Genomic DNA, 20269 nt, shown 5'->3' with positions numbered 1-20269 from the left:
ACGAGCCGGTCGATCAGATAGGGCAAGCCAATGGCCGCCAAGTTCAAGTCCGACTTCCTGAATGTCCTCGATCAGCGGGGCTTCATCCACCAGATCTCCGATCCGGAAGGGCTCGATGCCCTTGCGGCCAAGGAACGCATCACCGGCTACGTCGGCTACGATGCGACGGCGACTAGCATCCACATCGGCAACCTGATCACGGTGACGATGCTCTACTGGCTGCAGGAGACCGGCCATCGCCCCATCAGCCTGATGGGCGGCGGCACGTCCATGGTCGGCGATCCCTCGTTCCGCGATGACCAGCGGAGCCTCCTCAGCGTCGAAAAGATCAAGACCAACATCGACAGCATCAAGAAGGTCTACTCGCGCATCCTCCGCTACGGCGACGGCCCGACCGACGCCATCATGGTGGACAACGCCGACTGGCTGCTGAAGCTCAACTACGTCGAGTTCCTGCGCGACGTGGGCCGCCATTTCTCGGTCAACCGCATGCTGAGCTTCGACTCGGTGAAGCTCCGACTGGATCGCGATCAGTCGCTGAGCTTCCTCGAGTTCAACTACATGATCATGCAGGGCTACGACTTCACCGAGCTCAACCGGCGTTACGGCACGGTGCTGCAGATGGGCGGCTCCGACCAATGGGGCAACATCATCAACGGCGTCGACTTGAGCCACCGCATGGGTGGCCCGCAGCTCTATGCGCTGACCACCCCGCTGCTTACCAAGGCCTCCGGCGAAAAGATGGGCAAGTCGGCCTCCGGCGCCGTCTGGCTCAACGGCGAGCTCTTCAGCCCGTACGACTTCTGGCAGTACTTCCGGAATACCGAGGACGCCGACGTTGGCAAATGGCTGAAAATCTTCACCCGCCTGCCGCTCGACGAGATCGAGAAGCTTGCGGCACTGGGCGGGTCTGAGTTGAACGAGGCAAAGAAGGTGCTGGCGACGGAAGTCACCGCGATCGTGCACGGCCGTGAGGCCGCGGAGCAATCGGCTTCGACCGCTTCGGCTACCTTCGAGGCAGGGTCGCTCGACCTGTCACTGCCGACAGCCGAGGTTACGAAGTCCGATCTCAACGCCGGCATCGGCCTGCTTGCCGCGCTCGTGACCGCCGGCCTTGCCGCGTCTAACGGCGAGGCGCGCCGACACATTCAGTCCGGCGCCGTGCGCGTCAACGACGAGCCGGCAACCGACGACCGTGCCACTCTGGGTACGGCCGCCTTGCTGCCTGAAGGCGTGATCAAGCTCTCCGTCGGCAAGAAGAAGCACGCCCTGCTGAAGCCGGTCTGACCGGCTTCAGCGCGTCACCAGCACCGGGATGGTGGTGTGCGCCAGCACGTTATTGGTCTGGCTGCCGAGCAGCAGCCGGCCAAGCCCGCGGCGGCCATGTGAGCCCATGACGATCAAGTCGGCACCAACCGAGTTGGCCGTATTGATGATGCCGTCAGCCGGGAAACTGTCGTTGACGTAGACCGTCTTCGCGACGACCCCCGCGGCGGAGGCCGCCGTCCCGGCCTTCGCCAGGAGATCCTTGGCGGCTGCCTCCTGAGCCTCGATCAGTTCAGGAATCGGATCGAACGCGGTACCAGCGACGGAAGCGTAGCCCCCGCCAAGTACCGCCGTCGGTTCGGTCACCGTGACGATCGTCACCGCCGAGCCGAGCGCCTTGGCGAGACCGAGCGCATGGTCGAGAGCCCGTGAAGCCAGCTCCGAACCATCCGTTGCAACGAGAATATGTGCATACATTTCATGTACCTCCGCATGATCATGTGGAGATCCTAGGCCGTTCCGCCAACCTATACTTTGATTGAAATCAACCTACCCCGCCGGTCACTCGACGCGCGGAATTTCCTTCGCGCGGTATTCGAACATCCGCCGGAACGCGCCCGGCACCAGCGCCGACATGGGGTTGATCTTGAAGTCCGGCTTGTCGAGCGGCCCGCGGATGGCGAACGTCACCCCGAACAATCCCTCGCCATCGCGGCCGGCCAGCGGCCCGAGCAGCTTGGAGAACGCGTTGTTGAGCCCGAACAGCGGCACATAGGTGCCCGTGAGGTCATACTGGCGCTTGTCGGTATAGATGAAGCCACGCGCCGTGCCCCCGACGGTAGCGCCGGCCAGCACAGCATCGCGAATTTCCACCCGGTCGCTGCGGCGCACGAACTCTGCCTCCGCGCTCTTGAACTCGAGCTTGTTGGAGCGCGCAATCATCTGCTTGGACTCGGTGTGGTTGCCGAGGATCTGCGCCACGTTCCCCTCGTTGACGAAGGCAAAGTTGCGCAGCGCGAACTGCCCCTGGTCGATCTTCTGATCCTTGATGGTCTCAACCACCAGGCTGCCAACGCCTCCCTCGATATTGGGGTAGACGTTCATCAGCCGCAGGAGCGTTCCGAGGTCGTTGAACGCCACTGACATGACCTTGCCGTCGGGCGTCGGGTTGGTGGTAACCGAGACGCTGCGATCGCCGCCGAGATTAGCCTGCAGGTTCACCCTTTGCAGGTCCGCCCCGCGCAGCACCAGGTCAAGATCGACGTTGAACGCCGTGGTCTTGTAGAACCCGAGCGCGCGTTTCAACTCCACATCGACCGCGATGGTCTGATTGACCGCCGTCGCCTGCGGGCCGCCCGTCGAGTCGCCAGTGAGGCTGAAGAAGCGTTGCAGCATTGGCTTCAGGTCGAGCTGGTCGCCGCGCAGGCGCACCTGGTAGCCGTTGCGGATCGGCGTCAGCGACACCTGCGCCTGGTCGCCCGGACTGAGCGCGAACGACGTGAACTCAGCCGATTGCAGCCCGTTCTTGAGGTCGAAGTCGAGGCTGCCCTCGAGCTTCACGTCGCCGAAGCCGAGGCCGAGGTCGTTGATGGTGACGGCGTCGCCCGCCATCTTGATCTGCGCCTGCGCCGCTCCCTTGACGCCGGCCTTCTTGCTGATGCCGAGGTCCTTGATGTTGAGGCTGGCGGCGCTGAGGTCCGCGGCCAACTGGATGGTTCCGTCGGTGAGCGGCTTCACCGACACGGTCAGCGGCCCGTCGACGAAGGCCGAAGCATCGACGCCGAACTTCTTGAACGCGTCGGAATCCACTTTTGCGGTCAGCACCACGTCCGGCTTCTTGGGATCGAGTGTTCCCATGGCCGAGACCTCGGCGGGGACCCCGTCGAGTTCGGTGGTGCCGCCCACGTTGAAGCCGGCTTGGGTCAAGCGGAACTGCAGCTGCCCCTTGCCGATCGTGTGCCCCTGGATCGGCGAAGACGTCTCGAGGTCCTGCAGCGTGCCGTTGATGACATAGTCCATCGTCCGCGGCTGGTTGGTCTTCTTGTCCGTGACGAAGGTTGCCACCAGCCCCAGCGAGACCTGGCCGTTCAGGATGTCGAGATCGAACGGCAGCGCCACCTTTTTCAGCGCATCCGGCTGGTTCTCCTTGGTCCAGGCGATAAGCGCCGGAATGCCGCCCGACAGGTCGCCCGAGATCTCGTAAACGGCTTCGGTGTCGCTGTTGGATCCGATGATGAAGCCGGCATTGGCAATCGAGATGTTACCGTTGGGTGTGGGGATCGTCGCTCCGTCGCCGGAAATCTGGATGTCGGTGTCCTTCAGGCTCAGCTTCATCTCGCCTTCGATGGTGATCGGATCCATCGTGTCGAGCGCCTTGATCTGCACACCGGTACCGACGATGTCGATCGACATCGCATTCTTCGGCATCGGCTTGTTCTCCCCGGGCTCGCCGAGCGAACCGATCGGAAAGTCGTAGCGCATCGTCGATTTCTTGATCCGGCCGCCGACCACGTTCTTGACGAACCAGTCGCGCGACTCGGTCGCAAGGAAGGCGGGCCACAGCCGCTTGAGGTCGTCTGCCGACAGCCCATCGCCGGCGATGTTCATCTCGAAACCGGTGCCGCGCCGCACCACGTCGATGCGGCCGGTGGAAACGAGCTGGCTGCCATCGGCCTTCTTGGCCTCGAACTGATCGATGCCGGTGGCGCCATAGAGCGGCGCCGACCAGCCCTGGAAGTTGACCTCGGTGAACGGCGCTTCTGGCGCGCCCAGCTCGTTCGAGATGGAGACATCGCGCGCGGCCACTTTCATGCCGACGATCGGACCGTAAAGCGGGTCGAGGCCCAGCTTGAACACCCCACTGACATAGCCGGTGCTGCCAGCCACGCTCACCTGCATCTCACCCATGGTGAACTGCCCGATGGCCGGGTCCCAGACGACTTCCGCGATCGAGGTCGCGATGGGGAAGAACTGGTTGTTCACTCGCACGTCCATGCCGGTCAGATCGACATGGAACAGCCCATCGGTGATCTTCTGCACGTCAGTAAAGCCGACATCGATGGAAACCGACGCCGTGCCCACCACGGAGATCGCCGTCTCCTGCTCGCCGACGAACGGGGCGAAGGCGCCCGGATCGAGGTTGGTGATCGAGGCCTTGAGCCGCGCTCCGCCGTCGCCCGTCTCCACCCACTCGAGGATGCCGTTCATCACCGAGCCGCCAATGCCGGCGGAGAAATTGCCGGAGGCCGATTTGCCGTCCGCGTTGGGCGCGATGTCGATGTTGATCTCGGTGAAGTGCCGCAGCACGCCATAGAGCGCATCGTTCATGTCGAGTGCGCCGTTGCGCACCACCAGCCGCGAGAAGTTGCCGAGCTTGGCCTGCTGCACGATGCCGGCGATGCCCTTGGCGGCGGCCTCGAGGTTGTAGACCAGCCAGTCATTATCCGAGCGGATGCCGAGGCTGGCCTCGGGAACCTGGCCCTTTACGTCGACGCCGCCGGTCGAGAGATTCACCTCGGGGAACTGGTCCTGCCCCTCGATGATCCGCACCGTGCGGCCACCATCCGGCTCGTCGACATATTCGAACTTCGCCAGCCGCGGCCCGAACAGATCCTGGTTCACCTGCAAATGCGGCCCAACGATCGTCACCGTCGCGCCGGGCTGCCCGACCAGGGCGCGTATCGGCGAGAAGCCCACCTCCAGCGCGTCCATGCTGACCGTGCCGCCCGTCTTCACGTCGGTAAAAGTCACTGGCTTGAACTGGATGACCGGCCAGACGAACCCCTCGAGCGCCAGCGCCATGTCGCCAAGTTCGAGCTGGCTGCCGGCCGGCATCGAGCCGATCACCAGGTTGCGGACTTGCGAACTGACGAAAGGAAGCGGAATCGGCGTGATGAGCAGCACGGCGTACATGGCGACGAGCAGGATTACAGGCGCAGCGACTGTCGCCGCCGCGATCCTACCCAGGATGCGCCATGCCGAGCGCTTTCGGAGCTGGAAGCCAGGGGCTGGAGTAGGTTTCACTGCTTTCCGACTTGAGGCCGCTCGCTTTGCCGCCCTATTCTAGAATCAAAGCGAGCAGCGGTTCACTGCCTGATGATACCGGCTGCAATATGGCACTAACACCCCTTGGATGCGCCGCTTTTCCGGCGCTCCACTGTCTATCGAACCGGATTACATGACCGTACCCAGCCCCGGCAGCCCTGCCCCCGACTTCGAGCTCGTCACCGACAGCTACGAGAAGTTCCGCCTGTCCGATCATCTCGGGCACCCCGTGGTGCTTTACTTCTATCCGCAGGACGACACCGAAGGTTGCACGCTCGAGAACATCGAGTTCACCGACCAGATGCCCGAATTCAAGCGTCTCGGTGCGATCGTCGTCGGCATTTCTCCCGACAGCGTCGAGAAACACTGCTCATTCCGAGACAAGTTTAATCTGGGCGTGGTCCTCGCCGCCGACCCCGAGCGCAAAGCGATCGAAGCCTATGGCATCTGGCAGCTCAAGAAGCTGTGGGGCGTCGAGTATATGGGGGTGAAGCGCATCACCGTGCTGGTTGGCCCCGATGGCAACGTCGCCGAAGTCTTCCACGCCACCCGCATCAAGGGCCATGCCGAAAAGGTGCTCGCCGCGACTCGGGCGCTGGTGGAGCGCACCGGAATACCTGCTCCCAAACCCCGGCGCGCCAAGGCGTAGCGCCGGCGCGTAAGCCGCCTTTTCGCGTTTGTTAACCCTAACAGTTCATGATCGGGACCAGTTGAGTGGCGTCCCGGAGTTGCGGCGGTGCGTGCGAAATCGAACGGCGTACAGCCGGTTACCAAGGTGTTTGGCGCACCGCCCCAGAAGGCACGGCGCGACCACGGGCCCGGTATCCGGCCAATCTACTTCTACGCCGGCTTCACCGCCCTCTTGGCGACCAACATTCTCACCCTCGTCGGCTTCCTGATGGCGCCGGATGTCTCTGCCCTCCTGACCGGCCAGAGCGACGTGGTCGTGTCCGCCTACGAGGATCGCATTGCCCAGTTGCGCGTAGAGGTCGACCGGCTGCATTCGCGCCAGTTTGCTCAGGCTGGCGATATCAACCTGCAGCTGCAGGAACTGACCCAGCAGCAGGAAGTGCTGCTCGAGCAGCATCAGCTGGTGAAGCAACTTGCCGAGAAGGCCGCCGAGCTCGGTATCGAGACCGCCGCGGCGACGCCCGTCGACGACGATGACTCACCGCCTGTTGCAGCCGCCCTCGTCCCCACCGCCACCCCTGCCGGAAATCTTGCCGAGGTCAGCGCCTCGATGACCACCATGATGGACGACAGCCGCATGGCGCTGGCGGCTCTCTCCGAATCCGCCACCGAATCGACCGACACCATTCTCGATGAACTCAGCGGCCTCGGCATCAAGCCGAGCATGCCCGAGGGGCTCGCCGACGCCGTCGGTGGCCCCTACCAGCCGCCAGTGGATGGCCCCGACGCCGCCGGCATCGTCGATGACGCCAACGATGTCTACCTGGCGCTGGCTCGCTTCAAGGCCGCCCGCAGCGCCATCGACCTCGCGCCGATCCATAAGCCGATGGGGTCGCTGAACCGCATCAGCTCGACCTTCGGCAACCGCAAGGACCCCTTCACCGGCGGCCGCGCCTTTCATGCCGGCCTGGATTTTCCAGCGCCCCGCGGCACCACGGTCCTCAGCGCCGGCTATGGCAAGGTGACCTTCGTCGGCGAGAAGTCCGGCTACGGCAACCTGGTCGAGATCACCCACACCACAGGGCTCGTCACCCGCTACGGCCACCTCAGTGCCTTCCTCGTCAAGGAGGGCCAGGTGGTCAACACCGGCACGCCGATCGCCAAGGTCGGGTCCACCGGCCGCTCCACCGGACCGCATCTGCACTTTGAAGTGCGCCGCAAGGATGTTGCAGTGGACCCCGGCAAGTATCTCGCCGTCGGTAAGCGGCTCGCGAGGTTCCTCGGCGCCTAGCCGATTGCAACTCCGCAACGACTTAAGCAAATCAGCCATGCATTCGCCCAAGACCAGCTAGTTGCTCTGGTTTTTCGCCGGGAGCGGGTCTAGGTTCCCGACACAATGCTGATGACCTCAGACATTCCAACGATGCTGCGGCTGCACCGGGCGATGTTTCTCGCCCGAGAGATCGACCGCGTGGAACAGGACCTGGTCAAGCAGGGTCTTGCGCATTTTCACGTCTCCGGCGCCGGGCACGAGTCGACCGCGCTGATCGCCGACTATCTCGGCCAGCAGGATTGGCTCCACCTCCACTATCGCGACAAGGCGCTACTTCTGGCGCGTGGCCTGCCGCTGGTCGAATTCTTCCGCAGCCTGTTGGCAACTGGCCCGTCCCACTCCGCCGGCCGCCAGATGAGCGCCCATTATTCGGCGCGTGAACTGAACGTCGCCTCGATGGTCGGCCCGGTCGGCAACAACGCGCTGCACGCCGTGGGCAACGCCCAGGCGGTGAAGTTCCATCCCGATTCGCCGGTCGTGATCTGCTGCGTCGGCGACGGCACGACCCAACAAGGCGAGTTCCTCGAGGCGGTTGGCGAAGCCGTGCGCAGCGCGGCGCCGGTGGTCTTCGTCATCCAGAACAACAACTGGGCCATCTCCACCAAGACTCCCGGCCAGACCTTCTTCGACCTGCCCAACGGTCCGGCGGAAAGCTTCTTCGGCCTGCCGATCCGCCGCGTCGACGGTGTCGATCTGGCGGCCACCCGCGCCGCGTTCGAGTCGGCCGTGACTCATACCCGCGCCACGCGCGGCCCGACGCTGCTGCTGATGGAACTGGAGCGGCTGTCGGACCACACCAATGCCGACGACCAGGCGCTCTATCGTGCCGCCGACGACCTGAAGTCCGGCAAGAGCCGCGATCCGCTCGAGGCCATCCGCCAGTCACTGCGCGAGTCGCAGATGGGCGACACCGCGCTGGTGCAGCTGGAGACCACGCTGATCGGTGAAGTCGCAGCGGCAGTCCTCGAGGCACGCGGCGAAGCGGTGCCGCAGACCGCTGGAGAGGCCAAGGCGCCCTACCCGGCAGATTTCGCGCACACCAAGGAGTATCGGGGCGACCCCAAGGCGCCGAACCTCACCATGCGCGAGGCACTGAACCGCGTGCTGCGCGATCAGCTCGCCGCCAACCGTGAAGTGCACCTGCTCGGCCAGGACATCGAGGATCCCAAGGGCGACGTATTCGGCGTCACGAAAGGCCTCTCGACCGCCTTTCCCGGCCGCGTTCGCAACGCGCCGCTGTCCGAATCGACCATCATCGGCACCTCGATCGGCCGCGCACTGACCGGCCAGCGGCCTGTTGCTTTCATCCAGTTCGCCGATTTCCTGCCGCTCGGCTTCAACCAGATCATCTCCGAGCTCGGCTCGATGTACTGGCGCACCGATGGGACCTGGCAGGCGCCGGTGATCCTGATGGTCAGCTGTGGTGGCTACAAGGCCGGCCTCGGCCCGTTCCATGCGCAGACGCTTGAATCGATCCTCGCCCATGTGCCCGGCATCGACGTCGTGATGCCGTCGAGCGCCGGCGATGCCGCGGGCCTGCTCAACGCCGCGTTCCAGAGCAAGCGGCCGACAGTGTTCCTCTACCCCAAGAGCGGGCTGAACCTCTCGGATCGGCGCACCTCCGACGACACCACCAAGCACTTCGTCGCTCCTGGCCGCGCCCGTGCGGTGCGGCAGGGGAACGACCTGACGCTGGTCACCTGGGGCAACCCGCTGACCCAGTCGCTGCTGGCTGCCGAGACCTTGTCTGGCGCAGGCGCAGAACTCGACATCATTGATCTGCGCTCGATCTCGCCCTGGGACCAGGACGCCGTGCTGCGTTCCGTCCGCCGCACCAAGCGCCTCCTCGTCGTTCACGAGGACAACCACACCGCCGGCTTCGGTGCCGAGGTGATGGCGACGGTGATGGAGCACGCCGGCGTGCCGGTGAGCGCCAAACGCGTCACACGCGACGACATCCATGTGCCGTTCCAGTTCGAGCGGCAGATCGACACCCTGCCCTCCTACCGGCGGATTATGGAAGCCGCGGCAGCGCTCCTTGAATTCGATCTCGAATGGGAAGCGCCCAAGGCGGATGCGGGCCCTGCTGCCATCGCCGCCATCGGCTCCGGACCGGCGGACGACGAGGTGGAGATCGTCGAGCTGCTGGTGAAGCCGGGCGACATGATCAAGACCGGCGATCTCGTCGCCGTAGTCGAGGCGACGAAGGCAGCAGTCGACGTGCAGGCCACGGTCACCGGTAAGGTCTTGTCGATCCCGGTCGAGCTCAAGCAGAAGGTCCCGGTCGGCGCGCCGCTGATGTTCGTCGAAGCCGACGCCTCCGTCGCGCGGCTGCAAACCACCGTCACCGCCGAACGCATCGACAAGGCGATCCTGAAGCGCCGATCCGCTGCGCAGCCTGCTCCGGCGATCGTCGGCCGCGCCGATATTCCGGTTGGCGTCGCCGGCATTGCCGGCATCACCGGCGCCCGAAAAGTGCAGAACTCGGACCTCAAGGGCAACTGGCAGACGCGCGACGCCGGCGACATCGTCAAGCTCACCGGCATCGAGAGCCGCCGCTGGGTGCAGCCCGGCGAGACAGTATTCTCGCTCGCCGTCTCGGCGACGCAGAAGCTGCTCGATGAACAGCAGCTCGAGATCGGCGACATCGACCTGGTGATCGCTGCCACCGGCACGCCGGATGTGATCACCCCGTCGCTCGCCTGCCGGGTCGCCGACGCCGTCAGCACCGCCGGCCGCGCCAGCTTGCCGGCTTACGACATCAACGCCGCCTGCTCGGGCTACCTCTACGCGCTCGCCAATGCCCGCGACTACGTGACCAACAACCCGGATGCACGGGTGCTCGTCGTCACGTCCGAGGTGTTGTCGCCGCTGCTCGACCAGAACGACTTCAACACCGCTGTGCTGTTCGCCGATGCCGCAACCGCTTCGCTGGTGCAGGGGCCGGGCCATGATCAGCCGACGCTCTTCACCTTCGCCCAGCCGACCATCGCCGGCGCCCCGGAATCGGGAGAACTGCTGAGCGTGCCGCGCGCCGGTGAGGGCTACATCAAGATGAACGGCCGCGAAGTATTCGCCGATGCCGTCCGCGCCATGACAGCGACGCTGACCTCTGCCTGCGCCGCCGAAGGCATCACCATGGACGATATCGATCTGATGGTGCCGCACCAGGCCAACCAGCGCATAATCGACGCCATTGCCCGCCGTTCGGGCCGTCCTGCGCACTCGATCATTCGCAATCTCGGCAACACCAGCTCGTCGACCATACCGCTCGCGCTGATGGATGCGCTGCCGACCACCAAGCCGGGCGACCGGCTCGGGCTCGTCGCCTTCGGCGGCGGCATCACTTACGCGGCGGCGATTGCGACGGTGGAGACACCGCACTAGGCGACGGTGGAGTCGCCTGGCCAGCGGTCGGCGACAGTCCCTGCAGCAGGCCGACGAGCTCGGCCTGCCGATGCATCCCGGTCTTGCCAAACACTGCCTGCACCTGATTGCGCACAGTTGCTGCGCTCGCGCCGGTGGTGGCGGCGATCTGGCCTATGGTCATCCCGCCCCCAAGCGCGCGAGCAATCCTCGCCTCGGCCGGCGTCAGATCGAACAACCCCTGGATCACCGCAAGATCGGGCAACTCCCTGAGCGTCACCGGGGTCATCAGCAGTACCGCGGCCGCCCCCGTGAACACCTCGCGCGCCGAAGCCCGTATCGGCAGTATATGCGCCACCATTGCCGCGCGGCCCTCGCTGGCCGGCACCGCGATCGACCTCGAAGGCCCGGTGTGCAATCCCAGCTCGGCCGCTTCCAGCGCGTCGATCAGCATCTGGTCAGCCCGCGGATTGGCGAGCCCTAACCGCGTCGGCCGCGATTGCACGACATCGGGGCTCAGGGCATCCAGGAGCTTGTTGGTGGCGATTGCTGCCCCTCGCGGCCCCAGCACTGCAGCGGGGACGCCCACCATCTCCAACGCCGACACCGCTCCCTGCGCGCGTTCGAACGCAATACGCGCCGACATCAGCGCCGCCCGCGCCAGATGCGGCCGCAGCAAGTCGAGCCGCGCCACGACGTCGCGCCCCACCGGCCCGTCCTCGAGACGCCGCTCGCCGTGAAAGATCAGCAGGTCGCCGGTCGGCACCTTGATGCCGGTTGCCACTCCCCAGCCGTAGCCGCGTGGCACAAAGAACTCCTGCCGGATCGGATCGGCCTCCCAATCCTCCCGCGTGAACACGTCGAGATCGGTGACGAAGCCGGAGTGGTCGTAGGCCAACAACCGGGCAGTACGATCGTCGCGGCCCGGATAACCGGCCTCGAAATAGCCCTTCGACATATCGTGTAGACTTGGCGAGGCGGTCCAATGCGCCGACTCGCCGCGCACGGCGAACAATAGCGTCCCGCTGACCTTGCCGACCTTACCCAATTCCTCGAGCACGCTTGGCCACAAGTCGGGGATGGCCCCGGCTTCGTAGATCCTGTCGACTAGGTCGTCCTCCACCGCGAACCTCCGAAATGAGCTGCAGGCTGCAGCCGCGCCACGGTTCGAAACGTAGAATATGCACACTAGTTCAAATACATCATGCGCGCGTTACACGTAACCGGTAACACACAACCCATGCGCCAAGGTGGCCCTGGGCGCTCATTTCGATATTCGGGTCCTGACGGTTGATTGGCCGGTGACGCAAGTCGCCGGCCAATCGCATTAGTCGACGTCGGCGACCTTGTCGGCGTAGCCGCTCACGCGGGCCGCCAGCGACGCTTCCATGAAGTCGTCGAGGTCTCCATCGAGCACCGCCGAAGTGTTCGAGGTCTCGTGGCCGGTCCTGAGGTCCTTGACCATCTGGTAGGGCTGCAGCACGTAGCTGCGGATCTGGTGACCCCAGCCCACATCGGTCTTGGCGGCCGATTCCGCGTTCGCCGCTTCCTCGCGCTTCTGCAGCTCTGCCTCATAGAGGCGTGCCTTCAGCATGGCCATGGCCGTCGCACGGTTCTTGTGCTGGCTGCGTTCCTGCTGGCAGGCAACGATGATGCCCGACGGGACGTGGGTGATGCGGATCGCCGAGTCGGTCGTGTTCACGTGCTGGCCGCCGGCACCGGACGAACGATAGGTGTCGACCTTGAGGTCACTTTCGTTGATCTCGATGTTGATGGTGTCGTCCACCACCGGATAGACCCACGCGCTCGAGAAACTGGTGTGCCGCCGCGCAGCGCTGTCATAGGGCGAGATGCGAACCAACCGATGCACCCCGCTTTCGGTCTTCAGCCAGCCATAGGCGTTATGGCCGGTGACCTTGATCGTCGCCGACTTGATCCCGGCTTCTTCGCCGTCGTGGATTTCCATCGTCTCGACCTTGAACTTCCGCCGCTCCGCCCAGCGCGTGTACATGCGCAACAGGATGTTGGCCCAGTCCTGGCTCTCGGTGCCGCCGGCACCGGAGTGGATTTCGAGGTAGCAGTCGTTCGAATCGGCTTCACCAGAGAGCAGCGTCTCGACCTGGGCCGAGCGCGCATCTTTCAGCGTCTCCTGCAGCGCCTCTTCAGCTTCCTTGATGATGCCGGCGTCGTTCTCCGCCTCACCCATCTCGATGAGTTCGGAATTGTCGCGGACCGAGGCCTCGAACGCCTTCACCGCCTTCACCTGCACATCGAGCTCATCACGCTGCTGCATGATCGGCCGCGCCTTGTCGGGGTCGGCCCAGAAGTCGGGATGCTCGGTGCGAGCCGTCAGATCGTCGAGACGTGCTTCAGCTGTGTCCCAGTCAAAGATGCCTCCTCAGCAGGCTTACGACCTGCTCGATTTCGGCGATGACCTTGGTGATTTCGGCGCGCATTTCTGTCCTCAAATTCCTTGCCGCTCATGTAGTTGAGACGAAGGGCCCAATCAACCCGTTCTTCCCCGCGTCACCTGTGCATGCTAGGCAGCGGGCTTGGTAGCGAGGGGCCGGCAGTGACTGAACGCATCGAAGGAGTAAGCTTCGTATCGAGCGGCACGCCGGAGGCCGACCGCGCCGCGGACCTGCTGCGCGAGCGCTACGGCGACTGCGGCTTCGACAAAGCCACCCATGTCGTGGCGCTCGGTGGCGACGGGCTGATGCTGCAGACGCTGCATCGCAAGATGGGCAAGAACGTGCCGGTTTACGGCATGAACTTCGGCTCCGTCGGCTTCCTGATGAACGAATTCTCGTCCAACGACCTGGCCGCCCGGCTGGCGGCGGCACGTCCAACGCACATCTACCCGCTCGAAATGAACGCTCGCCTCGCGGACGGGTCCGAGCACAAGGCCCTTGCCCTCAACGAGGTGTCGCTCTTCCGTATGACCTATCAGGCGGTGAAGGTCGAAATCCTCGTCGACGGCCAGCCACGGCTCGAGGAACTGATCTGTGACGGGGTGCTGCTTGCCACGCCGGCCGGCTCGACCGCTTATAACCTCTCGGCCCACGGTCCGATCCTGCCGATCGACTCGCCTTTGCTGGCCCTGACGCCGATCTCGCCGTTCCGTCCGCGCCGCTGGCGCGGCGCCATCCTCAACAACCGGGCCGTGGTGACGTTCCGCACGCGGGAGGCCGAAAAGCGGCCGGTGAGTGCAGTTGCCGACAATGTCGAATTCCAGCGCGTCATCGAGGTGACGGTGCGGGAGAACCGCAGCCAGAAGGTGACGCTGCTGTTCGATCCGGGCACCGGGCTCGACGAACGCGTGCTGAGCGAGCAGTTCCGCTACTAGGCCGCCGGCAGCGCCAGCCGCTCGTCCACCGAGACCTGCGGTAGCGCCATCTCAGCCTGGGTCATCCCGGCGAAGGCTGACATCACGCCACGCGCAGCTCGCCGGGCGAGCATGACGTTCTGCTCGCTGAGATAGGCGAAGGCCTCCTCGAGGTCCGGCGGGATCACGCCATCATGCTCGACGATCAGTTCCTCGGTCAGCGCTGTCACGACGAAGTGCCGCGCCGCCAAGTCGTCCGCGAGGTTCGCCGCGCGGGCGTGGAAGATCAGCCGCGCCAGCATGTTGCGTACGGCCTCGCTGAGACCGCAGCGCGAGAACAGCGCGTTCAGCGCCGCGCGGCTGCCATGCTCGAGCAGGGTGAACACCTTCTCGCGCGGCGTTTCCGCCAGTTGCGCGACGCAGTCGGCGAAGAACAGCACGTGGCCCTGGACGATGGCGTGCAGCATGACGCGCGTGGACACACTCTCCGATTCCACCAGTTCCGCCGCGTAAGGCGCCCTGCCCGCGGCCGCTTCCCGTTCGCCGATCGCCGTCAGTGCGGTGTCTGTCGCGTCCCGGAGCAACCGGTCGAGCCGATGTGGAGCAACCGCGCCACTGATGACCCGCGCGCCGCGAAGCGCGGCGGCAACCGCCTGCACCAGCACCAGCCGCGCATCGGCCGGCAGGTCGTCCCGCGCCAGCAGCAGGCCACGCAACTCCGCATCCTCGGCGCCATCGCGATCCGCCACCTGCCGCAGCATCACCGCCGAGAACGGCACATCCGGCCGGTCGAGCAGCTTGGTCAGCAGCAGCCTCCCACCCTTGGCAACGAGCGCCTCGGCAACGCGTTGGCTGATCCGCTCGCGCGTTGCAGTCGCCAGCAGCATGGCTTCGTCGGCGCCCCGGATCAGCGCCATCAGGTCGGCATCCACCAGTGCCGGCGAATACTGCACCACGGCACGGGCGATCACCGGACTATCCTGCAGCAGCGCCAGGAGAATCGGCCGCGGCGCCTCCACGGCATGCAGCAACCCATAGGCCAGCGCGCCGCGCACGCGCACCGACGGATCGTCGAGGAAGCCGATCAGCGCGGCATAGAGCGCCGCATGCTCATCAGCCGGGCCGAAATGGTTGAGATAGGCCATGGCCGCGAGGTGGGCCGCCTGCCCCCGCTCCTCACTGTCACGCGATTGGCTCAGCGTGACGAAATCCTGGTACGCGACCATCAAGCTCTCCGGTAGGCGCCGAGAAAGACGCTATCGAGGAAGGCTTAAGGAACGGTTCACCATAACTTCGGGGGCTTTGGCAGGGTACCGTCCTGGCCATACATCTGGGTGAACAGCGCACTGCCCTGGGCCTCGCTGACCGGGCTCATCAGCGTCCGGCCCTGTACTTCACCCTCGTTGGAGAACAGCGAGGTGAACGACATGTCATCGGTCGAGAAGCGCGACGGGATTGGGGCCGCGTCCCATTTCCCCGCTGCCGCCGGATCGACCGCCAGTTGCTGGGCCTGGAAGCGAGGGTCGGCCGCGCCGTCGTGCTTTGCCACCAGCGCCCGGTACACCTGTCGTATCGTCCGCGCCTCGCCGCCTTCGTAGAAGATCGACCGGTTGGCCTTGGCCTGCTTCGGAAACAGCTTGGCGGCAATCTGGTCCGGATCCTTGAGGCCGGCGTTGAACAGCTTCTCTGCGCCCTGCGCCCCGAGGAAATGCGCGATGTAGAGCTCGCCCGGGCTCGGCATGCGGCCGAACTTCTCGAACAGATATGCCCCATTGCTGCGGGTGAAGGCGGCGGCCATGTCCGAGGCGATCTGCGGGTCTTCGCGCAGCTTCAGAACTTCCTGCCGGAGCGCCTTGTCGGCAATGTAGTAATCCCCGTCCGAGTCGACCTTGATGGCGTCTGCGTACTGTCCGTAGCCGAGCCGCGGGCCTTCCTGCTTCATGACCTGCAGCCAAGTGCTGTCGAGAAACTGGAACAGCCCGGTAGCGCTCGATGTCGGCGCCTTGGCCTCGGGATCGAGGCTGCTTTCCCGGATGGCGGTGCGCAGCAGGTAATCGAAGTCGACATCGCTCTTCGCCCCTGCCGTGTCCATGGCATAGGCGAGCGGCTGCGGCACCGATATCGGCTTCACGCCCATCGACTCGAAGGGTCCGTTGCTAACGTTCGATTAACCAATCACCTCTGACTGGTTAACGAATGGTTAGCCCTGCCACTTGCTCACGACATCTTCGAGGTTCGGCCGATCGCGATCCTCGATCACCGCCGTCGGCGTGCCGATATGGACGAAGCCCACGAACCGCTCCCCGCCGCGGGCGCCGAGCATGGTCTGGGCTTCCGTGTCGAACCCGTACCAGCGGTTGGTCCAGCTCGCGGCAAAGCCCATGGCGAACGCCGCATGTGAGAGGTTGAAGCAGACATTGCCGGCCGACAGCAGCTGCTCCATCTCCGGCGCCTTCGGGTTGGGCTTGGGCGACAGTAGCACGCCGATGGTCAACGGGGCCGGGAGGAACTGCCGCCGCTCGAGATCGAGACCAGCCTCGTCGAGTTCCGGGCGCTTGCGCTTGGCGATCTCGGCCAGCCGCTCGCCGGCCCGCACGCGATCCTCGCCTTCGATGAGAATCAGCCGCCACGGCACGAACTTGCCATGGTCAGGCACGCGCGTCCCGATGGTCAGGATTTCCTGCAGTTCCTCTGCCGTTGGGCCGGGGTCTTTCAGGAAACCGATGCCGACCGAACGGCGGGTCTTTAGATAGTCGCGCACTGCGGCGTTGATGGGCATGGTGTGGTCCTTGCGAGCGTCTGGTCCTTATGACACAGCTTTTCCCCAATCCAAGCGTAGGCACGCGAGGCATTTTGAAGCGATGCGCCAGAGGCGCGCGACTGCGGGGTCGTTAGGGTGAAACTCAGGTATTGGATCGGCATTCTCGGGATCGCGGCGTTGCTCGCGCCCATGCTGGCCATCGCCGAGGACCCGCCGGTCCCGCTGCCCCGCCGCGCCGACCGCATGCCGCAGGCGGTCGAACAACTCGCCGATACGCCAGCTCCTGCTGATACGCCCAGTCCCGACGCCGCCGACGCGGCCGCGCCCGAAGCCAGCCCCGCAGCAGCAGCGACCGCTGCCGTCGCTGCCATCAACACCACGCCGCAGCCGGTCACGCTGATGGCCAAGATCACCGACGACGGCAGCACCCTGCCCGATGGCGTGACCTGGCGTGTCTTCGAAACTCGCACCGACGCGGCGGGCGACCTGGTGCTGGCGAAGAAATCCGACGACGCCACTGCGCATCTCGAATTGCCGCCGGGCAGCTACGTGGTGCACGTCGCTTATGGCCGAGCCCAGACCACCGACACGCTGACCGTGGCCGAGGGTCAGAACTCGAAGCAACTCGTGCTGGATGCCGGCGCGATGCGGCTCAACGCAGCGGTAACCGGCGACGTCGCCATCCCGATCAACCTGCTCCGCTTTGACATCTACACCACCGGCAGCAGCGAAGCAGACCGCACGTTGGTGGCGCAGAACCTCAGCCCAAACGACATCGTTACCCTCAATGCCGGCACCTACCACATCGTCTCCTACTTCGGCGACGTGAACGCGGTCGTGCGCGCCGACCTGCGGGTGGAGCCCGGCCAGTTGACCGACGCCACGCTCTACCACCGCGCCGCCCAGGTCTCGTTCAAGCTCGTCAGCGAAGCCGGCGGCGAGGCCATTGCCGATATCGACTGGACGGTGAAGACGGCCGACGGCCAGACGGTGTTCTCCAATATCGGCGCCTTCCCCTCCACGGTGCTCGGAGAGGGAGACTACCTGGTCTTCGCCAAGCGCGGCGAACAGGTCTACAATCGCGAGTTCCAGGTGCAGCCGGGGGCAGCCAAGGAAATCGAGGTTCTTACGACGGTCTATTGACCGTCTGCGGATCCGTCCCGAAGAGAATCTGAAGAATCGTATCGGGCTGTGTCGATTCCACGCCCCCTCGCTCGTTGTGTCATTGAGGCAGGAAGAGGTCGCGCCGCTGGCGCGGTGCCTGCAACGGAACAAGGAGATCGAAATGCGCTTCATGATCATCGTCAAAGGCAGCCCCGAATCCGAGGCCGGCGTCATGCCCGCACCGGAAGTCTTCGAGGCCATGGGCAAGTTCAACGAGGACCTGATCAACGCCGGCGTGCTGCTCGCAGCCGAGGGACTCCATCCATCGAGCAAAGGCGCACGCGTGACCTCCGAAGCCGGCAACCTGGTCGTCCGCGATGGCCCCTTCGGTGAAGCCAAGGAACTCGTCGCCGGCTTCTGGATCATCAGCGCCAAGTCGCAGGACGAAGCCCTCGAGTGGGTGAAGCGCATCCCCTTCGACGATGGCGAGACGATCGAACTCCGCCGGGTCTTCGAGGCGGCTGACTTTGCCGAGGTCGTGCCCGAGGAGGCGGTTGCCAAGGAACAGGCCTGGCGCGACGCCACCCAGCAACCCATCACGAACTAACCTGCCCAGAAGGATCGAGATATGCGCTTCATGGTCATCCGCAAGGCGGACGCCGAAACCGAGGCGGGCGTTATGCCCGGCGCCGACCTGATCGCCGACATGACGCAATTCCACGAGGACGCGGCCAAGGCCGGCATCGTGATCGCCGGTTCCGGCCTGATGCCGAGCTCTCGTGGTGCCAAGGTGAAGTTCAGCAACGGCAAGCCCACTGTCATCGACGGGCCGTTCGCCGAGGCCAAGGAATTGATCGCCGGCTACACCCTGATCGAGGTTCCCTCACGTGAGGCAGCCATCGAATGGGTCAAGACGTGGCCCAAGCTCGACGGTCACGGCAACGTCGAGATCGAGATCCGCCAGCTCTTCACCGAGGAGGACTTCGGCGAGGCCTATACCGAAGCCATGGCGAGCAACGACGCGGCGCGCCGCGCACTTGACGCAGGATGAGCACCTTGCCGCGGCGGACCGGATTTGGTCTGATCTGCCGCGATGACCGAGAGAGAGACAAACCGCGCCATCGAGGCGGTATTCCGCATCGAGCAGGCCAGGCTGATCGCCGGCCTGACGCGAATCGTGCGCGACGTCGGCCTGGCCGAGGAACTGGCGCAGGATTCGCTGATCGTCGCCCTCAACCACTGGCCCGAGAGCGGCGTCCCCCGCAATCCGGGCGCATGGCTCATGCAAACCGCTAAGCGCCGAGCCATCGATTATTTCCGCCGCAACAAGATGGCCGCCCGTAAACTCGACGAGCTCGGCTACGACCTCCGCGAGGAGGAGGAAACACCGCCCGATCTCGACACGCCGCTCGACGACGATGTGGGCGACGACCTGCTGAAGCTGATCTTCACCTCGTGCCACCCCGTGCTGTCGCCCGAGGCGCGCGTCGCCCTGACGCTGCGGCTGCTGGGTGGCCTCACTACCGACGAGATCGCCCGCGCCTTCCTTGCGGCGGAACCAACCATCGCCCAACGCATCGTCCGCGCCAAGAAAAGCCTCGCCGAAGCCGGCCTGCCCTTCGAGGTGCCACGCGGCAGCGACCGCGCCGAACGGGTCGCCTCGGTCCTCGAGGTGCTCTACCTGATCTTCAACGAAGGCTACTCCGCCACGGCCGGCGACGACTGGACCCGACCGCAGCTCTGTGAGGAGGCGATGCGCCTCGGCCGCATCCTTGCCGGCCTCACCCCCGACGAACCGGAAGTGCACGGCCTTGTAGCGCTGATGGAAATCCAGGCCTCGCGCCTGCGTGCCCGCAGCGGCCCGAACGGCGAGCCGGTGCTGCTGCTCGAACAGAACCGCGCGCTGTGGGACCAGATGCTGATCCGCCGCGGCCTCGTCGGCCTCGAACGGGCGGAGGCCCTCGGCGGCACCGGCCCCTACGTGCTGCAAGCCTCGATCGCCGCCTGCCATGCCCGTGCCCGGCGCGCTGACCAGACCGACTGGAGCCGCATCGCCTCGCTTTACGACACCCTGGCCGACGCGACGCCAAGTCCGGTGATCGAACTCAACCGCGCCGTGGCCCACACTATGGCCTTCGGTCCCGCCAACGGCCTCGCCATTCTCGATGCGATTGCCGACGATCCGACACTGCGGAACTACCATCTGCTTCCCAGCGTCCGCGGTGATTTCCTGGTGAAACTGGGGCGCCTTGCAGAGGCCCGCCGCGAGTTCGAGCGCGCCGCCAGCCTCACCCGCAATGAGCGTGAGCGCATCCTGCTGCTGGACCGGGCCGCGGCGTGCGAACCCGCCGCCTGAGGCGTCGGCAAGTCCGTTGCGGCCAATCTCCTCTCGAATTGTTCGCGAGTCCCGCGCGCGCCCGCTATCTCCGTTACATTTCAC

Annotated in this window: 16 protein-coding genes; 9 read left to right on the top strand and 7 right to left on the bottom strand. The window is 65.2% G+C overall.

Features of this window, described 5'->3' with window-relative positions; translation table 11 throughout:
- The first annotated feature begins 30 nt into the window (after positions 1 to 30).
- Positions 31 to 1287, top strand: a complete 1257-nt coding sequence (gene tyrS, locus AC1DV8_RS12390) for a tyrosine--tRNA ligase (protein WP_477157666.1) — start codon at positions 31 to 33, stop codon at positions 1285 to 1287.
- Positions 1288 to 1293: 6 nt separating this feature from the next.
- Here tyrS and AC1DV8_RS12385 read toward each other — a convergent pair whose 3' ends face one another.
- Both AC1DV8_RS12385 and AC1DV8_RS12380 read right to left on the bottom strand, forming a co-directional pair.
- Positions 1294 to 1743, bottom strand: coding sequence for a universal stress protein (locus AC1DV8_RS12385; RefSeq protein ID WP_477157665.1), 450 nt, complete (start codon positions 1741 to 1743; stop codon positions 1294 to 1296).
- Positions 1744 to 1827: 84 nt separating this feature from the next.
- A complete protein-coding gene (locus AC1DV8_RS12380; RefSeq protein ID WP_477157664.1) occupies positions 1828 to 5289 on the bottom strand; it encodes a hypothetical protein in 3462 nt (1153 codons plus the stop codon).
- Between the two features lie 154 nt (positions 5290 to 5443).
- Here AC1DV8_RS12380 and AC1DV8_RS12375 point away from each other — a divergent pair, with 154 nt between their 5' ends.
- From AC1DV8_RS12375 to AC1DV8_RS12365, 3 genes are all read left to right on the top strand, one after another.
- The gene (locus AC1DV8_RS12375) at positions 5444 to 5959 is read left to right on the top strand and encodes a peroxiredoxin (RefSeq protein ID WP_477157663.1); all 516 of its coding nucleotides are present in this window, start codon (positions 5444 to 5446) and stop codon (positions 5957 to 5959) included.
- 87 nt (positions 5960 to 6046) lie between these two features.
- Positions 6047 to 7231 carry a M23 family metallopeptidase gene (locus tag AC1DV8_RS12370; protein WP_477157662.1) on the top strand — a complete coding sequence of 395 codons (1185 nt, stop codon included), beginning with the start codon at positions 6047 to 6049 and terminating at the stop codon, positions 7229 to 7231.
- 111 nt (positions 7232 to 7342) lie between these two features.
- A complete protein-coding gene (locus AC1DV8_RS12365; protein WP_477157661.1) occupies positions 7343 to 10660 on the top strand; it encodes a beta-ketoacyl-ACP synthase 3 in 3318 nt (1105 codons plus the stop codon).
- Here AC1DV8_RS12365 and AC1DV8_RS12360 read toward each other — a convergent pair.
- Entirely contained in the window at positions 10617 to 11762 is a 1146-nt protein-coding gene (locus AC1DV8_RS12360) for a helix-turn-helix transcriptional regulator (protein WP_477157660.1), read from the bottom strand. The genes AC1DV8_RS12365 and AC1DV8_RS12360 overlap by 44 nt on opposite strands.
- Before the next feature lie 204 nt (positions 11763 to 11966).
- Positions 11967 to 13095, bottom strand: a protein-coding gene (gene prfB, locus AC1DV8_RS12355; RefSeq protein ID WP_477149491.1) for a peptide chain release factor 2 whose coding sequence is annotated in 2 segments (ribosomal slippage) — positions 11967 to 13025 and positions 13027 to 13095 — 1128 coding nt in all. Because the reading frame shifts where the segments join, the coding sequence is not laid out codon by codon here.
- An 80-nt stretch (positions 13096 to 13175) separates the two neighbouring features.
- Between prfB and AC1DV8_RS12350 the strand changes: the two genes are divergently transcribed.
- Complete coding sequence (locus tag AC1DV8_RS12350) at positions 13176 to 13985, top strand: NAD kinase (RefSeq protein WP_477149492.1); 810 nt, start codon at positions 13176 to 13178, stop codon at positions 13983 to 13985.
- Here the strand turns inward: AC1DV8_RS12350 and AC1DV8_RS12345 are convergent.
- The 3 genes from AC1DV8_RS12345 to AC1DV8_RS12335 form a co-directional block, all read right to left on the bottom strand.
- On the bottom strand, positions 13982 to 15190 hold the full coding sequence (locus AC1DV8_RS12345; protein WP_477157659.1) for a DUF2336 domain-containing protein: 1209 nt from the start codon (positions 15188 to 15190) through the stop codon (positions 13982 to 13984). The genes AC1DV8_RS12350 and AC1DV8_RS12345 overlap by 4 nt on opposite strands.
- Positions 15191 to 15246: 56 nt before the next feature.
- Positions 15247 to 16095: a lytic transglycosylase domain-containing protein gene (locus tag AC1DV8_RS12340; protein ID WP_477157658.1), complete on the bottom strand. Its 849-nt coding sequence runs from the start codon at positions 16093 to 16095 to the stop codon at positions 15247 to 15249.
- A 69-nt stretch (positions 16096 to 16164) separates the two neighbouring features.
- Positions 16165 to 16743: a nitroreductase family protein gene (locus AC1DV8_RS12335; RefSeq protein WP_477157657.1), complete on the bottom strand. Its 579-nt coding sequence runs from the start codon at positions 16741 to 16743 to the stop codon at positions 16165 to 16167.
- A gap of 117 nt (positions 16744 to 16860) precedes the next feature.
- Between AC1DV8_RS12335 and AC1DV8_RS12330 the strand changes: the two genes are divergently transcribed.
- From AC1DV8_RS12330 to AC1DV8_RS12315, 4 genes are all read left to right on the top strand, one after another.
- Positions 16861 to 17868, top strand: coding sequence for a hypothetical protein (locus tag AC1DV8_RS12330; RefSeq protein ID WP_477157656.1), 1008 nt, complete (start codon positions 16861 to 16863; stop codon positions 17866 to 17868).
- Between the two features lie 142 nt (positions 17869 to 18010).
- Positions 18011 to 18436, top strand: a complete 426-nt coding sequence (locus tag AC1DV8_RS12325; RefSeq protein WP_477157655.1) for a YciI family protein — start codon at positions 18011 to 18013, stop codon at positions 18434 to 18436.
- Between the two features lie 21 nt (positions 18437 to 18457).
- Entirely contained in the window at positions 18458 to 18880 is a 423-nt protein-coding gene (locus AC1DV8_RS12320; RefSeq protein WP_477157654.1) for a YciI family protein, read from the top strand.
- Positions 18881 to 18922: 42 nt separating this feature from the next.
- Positions 18923 to 20185 (top strand): RNA polymerase sigma factor, encoded by a 1263-nt coding sequence (locus AC1DV8_RS12315; RefSeq protein ID WP_477157653.1) that lies wholly within the window; start codon positions 18923 to 18925, stop codon positions 20183 to 20185.
- Positions 20186 to 20269 lie beyond the last annotated feature (84 nt).

This window comes from Devosia sp. P3_B2, from assembly GCF_056402875.1.
Note: the sequence above shows the minus strand (reverse complement) of the source record. Positions and strands in the feature narration are given on the sequence as shown.